This is a genomic window from Streptomyces albospinus, from assembly GCF_014648695.1.
GTDB classification, from domain to species: domain Bacteria; phylum Actinomycetota; class Actinomycetes; order Streptomycetales; family Streptomycetaceae; genus Streptomyces; species Streptomyces albospinus.
This window is the reverse complement of record NZ_BMRP01000049.1, coordinates 3,836-9,361: the sequence shown is the minus strand read 5'-3', so window position 1 is coordinate 9,361 and position 5,526 is coordinate 3,836. Positions and strand designations below refer to the sequence as shown.

The window sequence follows — 5,526 nt, the reverse complement described above, 5'->3', positions numbered from 1 at the left end:
GTGGCGACCGCCCCGATCAGCGCGAACAGCCCCAGGTAGACCAGCCCGTGCGGTCCGAACACCCCGCCGTCGGCGAGCGCCCGGCGCCAGCTGCCGCCGAGCGGCGCGCCCAGCAGCGTATGGCCGAGCAGGGCGCCGCTCCCGGTGGTGAAGAGGTGGTACATCACGAAGAAGACCGGCAGTTGGAGCAGCGACGGCAGGCAGCCGGCCAGCGGCGAGGAGCCGGTTTTGGCGTAGAGCTCGGAGACCGCCTGCTGGAGCCGTTCGCGGTCGCCGTGGTGCCGGCGCTGGAGTGCGGCGATCTGCGGGGCGAGCGCGGCACGGGCCTTCTCGCCGCGGGCCGCGGCGCGGGCGAGCGGGTGCAGCGCGGCGCGCACGCCGAGGGTGAACAGGACGATGGCGACGGCCGTGGCCGAGGCGCCGAAGAGCGGGGCGAGGGTGTCGGCGCCGCGCGCCAGCGCATCGCCGAGGAAGCCGAAAACGGACATGGGTGAGCCCTCCACGGGTCTCGTCGTACCGGAACGGGATCGGCGTGACGAGCGGCGTGGACGCGCACCGGCACCGGGGCGGGGCAAGCGGGCGGGAGGCACGCCAGGGGCAGCGGGGCTGCCGCCGGAGGTGCCGTGAACACCCGTGGGAATGCCCGGGAGTTGTGCCGAGGTGCCGGAGCGTCTACGCGGCCGTCGGGAGGGCGCGGCCCGGTGCTCGCGGGCGCGGGCGGCCGGCGGCATCGGGGTCGCGTTGCGGCAGGAACGCGGTACGGCGCTCGCGGTCGCGGATGGCCGTGCGGATCCGGCCCGGTGGCACCGGGCGGGCGGTGGCCGCCAGGGCGAGGGCGCTGCACAGCAGCAGGAGCGCGGCGGTGGTCGCGGCGGCCGTCAGGGCAGTCGTCAGACCGGTCTGGGCGAGCAGGAGTCCGGCGAGCAGGAAGAACAGCGCGGAGGTGTAGAGCCGCCAGGCATCGGCGATGCGGTACATCCGGCGTCCTCCTCTTCCCGTGGCCCGGTGGGCCGTTCGCGCCCCGCGAGCCGTCACAAAGACTCATTCCCCGACAAAGACTTGTCGTCTTCCGCTCAAGAGTAGCCATACTCCTGGGCAGCCGGGAAACCTGCCGGTAACTTCCCTCCACCCGAGGGAGGTCCCATGCGCGACATCAGCGTCCCGGCCCTGGCGGCTCCACTGCGGACCGGCGGCCTCGCCGACTCCGTGTTCGAGACGGCCGCGCACCGCCCGGACTTCGCCCAGCTCGCCCGCCCCGACGCCGATGCCCCCGGCGGCTGGCGCGAGGTGACCGCGGCGGCCTTCCGGGACGAGGTGACGGGGCTGGCCAGAGGACTGCTGGCGGACGGGATCCGGCCGGGGACCAGGGTCGCGGTGATGTCCCGCACGCGGTACGAGTGGACGCTGTTCAGCTATGCGCTGTGGGCGGTCGGCGGGCAGCTGGTGCCGGTGTACCCGACCGCGTCGGCCGAGCAGCTGCGGTGCATCCTCACCGGGGCGCGGGTGGCGGCGATCGTCGTCGAGAACGAGGCGCAGGCGATGACGGTCGCCGAGGCGTGCGACGAGACCGACCGGAACCCGGCGCTGCGGCGCATCTGGCAGCTGGACCGGGACTGCGTACGGCGGCTGACGGAGGAGGGCACCCGGCTGCCCGAGGCGGACGTGCACCGGCTGCGCCATGCGGTCGCCCCGCACAGCGCCGCCGCGATCGTGCACACCTCGGGGACCACCGGCCGGCCGCGCGGCTGCGTGATCACCCACGCCAATCTCGCCGCCGAGTGCGACACCCTCCTCGCCGGCTGGGGCGGCCTGCTGGCCGCGCCCGGCGAACGCCCGTCGCTGCTGGCGTTCCTGCCGTTCGCGCACATCTACGGGCTGATGGTGCAGGTGGCGTGCCTGCGCGGCGGGGTGCTGCTCGGCCATCAGCCGGAGTTGGCGTCGGACGAACTGCTGCCCGCGCTGGCGTCGTTCCGGCCGACGTTCCTCTTCGCGGTGCCGTACGTCTTCGAGAAGCTCACCACCCGCGCCCGGATGGCCGCCGAACAGGCCGGCCGGGGGCGGATGTTCGACGCGGCGATGGCGGTGGCGGTGCGCCACGCGGAGGCGCAGGCGGCGCGGGCGCGGGGCACCGGCCCCGGCCCCGGCCCGTGGCTGCGGGCCCGGCACGCGCTCTACGACCGGCTGGTGTACGCCCGGATCCGCGCGCTGCTGGGCGGCCGGGTGCGCACCGCCGTCTCCGGCGGCTCACCGCTGCGCCGGGAGCTGGGGCTGCTGTTCGCCGGCGCCGGCATCACCGTCTACGACGGCTACGGCCTGACCGAGACCAGCGGGGCGATCACCGTCCAGCCGCCGGGCCGGGTGCGGTTCGGGACGGTGGGCCGCCCGCTGCCGGGCAGCGCGGTGCACCTGGCGCTGGACGGGGAGGTGTGGGTGCGCGGGGCGGTGGTGTTCGCCGGATACCTCGACGACACGGACCTGACCGGCGGCGGCTACCGCGGCAACTCCCCCGGCCGGTACGGCGGCTGGCTGCCGACCGGCGATCTCGGGCGGCTCGACGAGGACGGCTACCTCGTCATCACCGGCCGCAAGAAGGACGTCATCATCACCAGCAGCGGCTCCAGCGTCGCCCCGCAGGCGCTGGAGCAGCGGCTGTGCGCCCATCCGCTGATCTCCCAGTGCGTGGTGGTGGGCGACGACCGCCCGTACGTGGCCGCGCTGATCACCCTGGATCCGGAGGCGCTGGCGCACTGGCGGCGGCTGCGCTGCGAGGCGGCGGCCGGCGACGGCGACCCGGGCGACACCGGCGCCGCGTCACGGGTGCCGTCGCCGGAGGAGCAGTTGCAGGCCGAGGTGCGGCGGGCGGTGGCGCGCGCGAACGCGGCGGTGTCGCGCGCCGAGTCGATCCGCGCGTTCCGGGTGCTGCCGGGCGAGTTCAGCCAGGAGGCGGGGCTGCTGACGCCGTCGCTCAAGCTGCGCCGGGCGGCGATCGCCCGGACGTACGCGGCCGAGATCGACGCGCTGTACGCAGGCTGACCAGCGCGTACCGGCCCGCACCGCACACGGGGACGCTAGCAGGGCCGCGGCGGCGCGGACCGGTATTTGTCCAGGGGTGAGGATCCGGCGCCGCGCGGCCCGTGCGGCGCCTAGCGTCCCGGTCATGCGGTCGATCCCCGGCACCAGGAAGAAGTCCCCCGCCTCCGGGCGGGCCATCGCCACCGGCCTGGTGGTCTGCGCGCTGCTGGCCACGCTCACGGCGCTGCTGCTGCCCGTGCAGCTCTTCGGCGAGAGCGCGTCCGCGGCCACCAACACGGTGGGCTACGACGACGACGGCGGGGGCACGGTGAACACCCGGTACGGCCCGCTGACCGCGATGGACCGGGACTTCGTCCGCAAGGTCCGGCTGGCCGGCCTGTGGGAGATGCCCGCCGGCCGGCAGGCCCAGGCACGCGGCCGGACCACCGCCGTCCGCACCGCGGGCGACCATCTCGTCGCCGGCCACACCGAGTTGGACCGGCGGTCGCGGGAGGCCGGGCAGCAGCTGGGCATTCCGCTGCCCAACCAGCCGACCGCCGAGCAGCAGGGCTGGCTCGACCAGCTCGGCGCCGCCTCGGACGAGAACTTCGCCCCGCTCTTCGCGGAGCTGCTGCGCCGGTCCCACGGCAAGGTCTTCGGCCTGGTCGCGCTCGTCCGCGACCAGACCCGCAACTCCGTCGTACGCGACCTGGCCAACCGGGCCAACACCGTCGTCCTGGACCACATCACGGTCCTGGAGCAGACCGGCCAGGTCGACTTCGGCACGCTGCACAGCAACTGACCGAGCCGCCGGCGCCGCCACCTGCCCCGGCCTCCCCCTCTGCCCCTCCCCTGCACCATCCCCAGCCCTTCCCCTTCCCTCCCCCCGCACCATCCGCAGCCTTTCCCGTCCCTTCCCAGTCCCTTCCCAGTCCCTTTCCCGTCCCTTTCCCGTCCCTTCCCAGTCCCAGCGCCATCCCCTCCCCACACCGGACGAAGCGAAGTGATCCCGAACATGAGCCGACGGACCCACCCACAGCGCCGCCAGCAACGCCAACAGGCGCACAAACGCTCGCGGTTGAGCACCCGTATGACGGTCGCCGCGATGGCCCTCCTGCTGGGCGGCGGCGCGTTGACGGCCATCGCCAGCACTGCACTGGCCCACAACTCCGACCCGGCCCCCGTACCGGGCCATCAGCACCTCACCGCGACCGCCGCCACCATCTCCTGCCCCGATGTCGGCGAGAACCTGCGGACGGTGCCGCACAGCGCCCAGCTCCAGGTCTCGCAGGGGCTGGCCGCCCTCGACCGCCAGGTGTCGGACGCGTACCACGCGATGACGGCGGGCGGCAGCGGCGGCGCCACGCTCGGCGCCCTTGAGCAGCAGCGCCGGCAGACCATCGGGACGATGGCGGACGCGATCGCCCAGGGCGGCGCCCGGCGCCCGGACGACCTGATGCGGATGAGCGCCTGCACCACCATGCCCACCGGGACGACTCCCGACCGGGACCTGAGCCAGCGCCGGAACCAGAGCGGGAGCCAGGGCTGGGGCGGGAACCGGAGCCGGCCACAGGGCCAGGGGCAGACGCAGAACCAGCACCAGGGCGGCAACCACCAGCAGACCGGGCCCTCGCGGGACGACTTCGCGGACATCACCACCGTCGCGCCGGGCGCCGGCGGCCCGCCGTTCCTCACGCCCAGAGGCCGGGGCGCGTCCACCGGCACCTTCACCAGCGCGTGCGGGCGCAACGAGAACGGCCACTTCAACTCCGACAACGTCATCGTGACCCCGGGCGTGACCAACGGCGCCCACCACACCCACGACTACGTCGGCAACAAAACCACCGACGCGTTCTCCACCGAGCAGTCGCTGGCCGCCTCCGGCACCACCTGCTCCAACGGCGATCTGTCCACGTACTACTGGCCGGTGCTGCGCAAGCTGGACGGCACCTCCTCGCCGCAGCCGGGCGCCGGGAGCGACGGCAACGCCGGCTCGGTGCTGACCCCGGCCTCGGTGACCCTGACCTACCGCGGCAGCCAGACGGGCGCCGTACGGGCGATGCCGCGCTTCCTGCGGGTGATCACCGGTGACGCCAAGGCGTTCACCAACGGGCCGAAGAACGCCCATGCCTCCTGGAGCTGCACCGGATTCGAGAACCGGCAGCTGAAGGACAAGTACCCGCTGTGCCCCAAGGGTTCACAGGTGGTCCGCACGCTGGCCTTCCCCGGCTGCTGGAACGGCCGCACCACGGACAGCGGCAACCACCGCGACCACATGGCCTTCGCCGGCCCGAACGGCGGCTGCCCGCAGGGCTTCACGGCGGTGCCGCAGCTCGTCGAGCGCCTGACCTACGACGTCCCGCCGGGCGACAGCTTCGCGGTGGACAGCTTCCCCGAGCAGCTCCGCAAGCCGGTGACGGACCACGGTGACTTCATCGACGTGATGCCGGACGGGCTGATGAACCGGGCGGTCGGATGCATCAACAGCGGGCGCGCCTGCTCCTGACCCCGCAC

At 74.2% G+C, this 5,526-nt stretch carries 5 protein-coding genes; 3 read left to right on the top strand and 2 right to left on the bottom strand.

What is annotated here, in order from left to right:
• Both IEZ17_RS43330 and IEZ17_RS35440 read right to left on the bottom strand, forming a co-directional pair.
• Positions 1-488, bottom strand: a 488-nt coding sequence (locus IEZ17_RS43330) for a YidC/Oxa1 family membrane protein insertase (RefSeq protein WP_229852961.1), incomplete at its 3' end; no start/stop codon positions are given.
• Between the two features lie 184 nt (positions 489-672).
• Positions 673-978, bottom strand: coding sequence for a DUF6412 domain-containing protein (locus IEZ17_RS35440; protein ID WP_043264485.1), 306 nt, complete (start codon positions 976-978; stop codon positions 673-675).
• A 165-nt stretch (positions 979-1,143) separates the two neighbouring features.
• Here IEZ17_RS35440 and IEZ17_RS35435 point away from each other — a divergent pair, with 165 nt between their 5' ends.
• From IEZ17_RS35435 to IEZ17_RS35425, 3 genes are all read left to right on the top strand, one after another.
• Positions 1,144-3,033, top strand: coding sequence for an AMP-dependent synthetase/ligase (locus IEZ17_RS35435; RefSeq protein ID WP_189307518.1), 1,890 nt, complete (start codon positions 1,144-1,146; stop codon positions 3,031-3,033).
• Positions 3,034-3,157: 124 nt separating this feature from the next.
• Positions 3,158-3,814, top strand: a complete 657-nt coding sequence (locus tag IEZ17_RS35430) for a DUF4142 domain-containing protein (RefSeq protein WP_189307516.1) — start codon at positions 3,158-3,160, stop codon at positions 3,812-3,814.
• Between the two features lie 288 nt (positions 3,815-4,102).
• Complete coding sequence (locus tag IEZ17_RS35425) at positions 4,103-5,518, top strand: DUF1996 domain-containing protein (RefSeq protein WP_189307580.1); 1,416 nt, start codon at positions 4,103-4,105, stop codon at positions 5,516-5,518.
• The last annotated feature ends 8 nt before the right edge of the window (positions 5,519-5,526 follow it).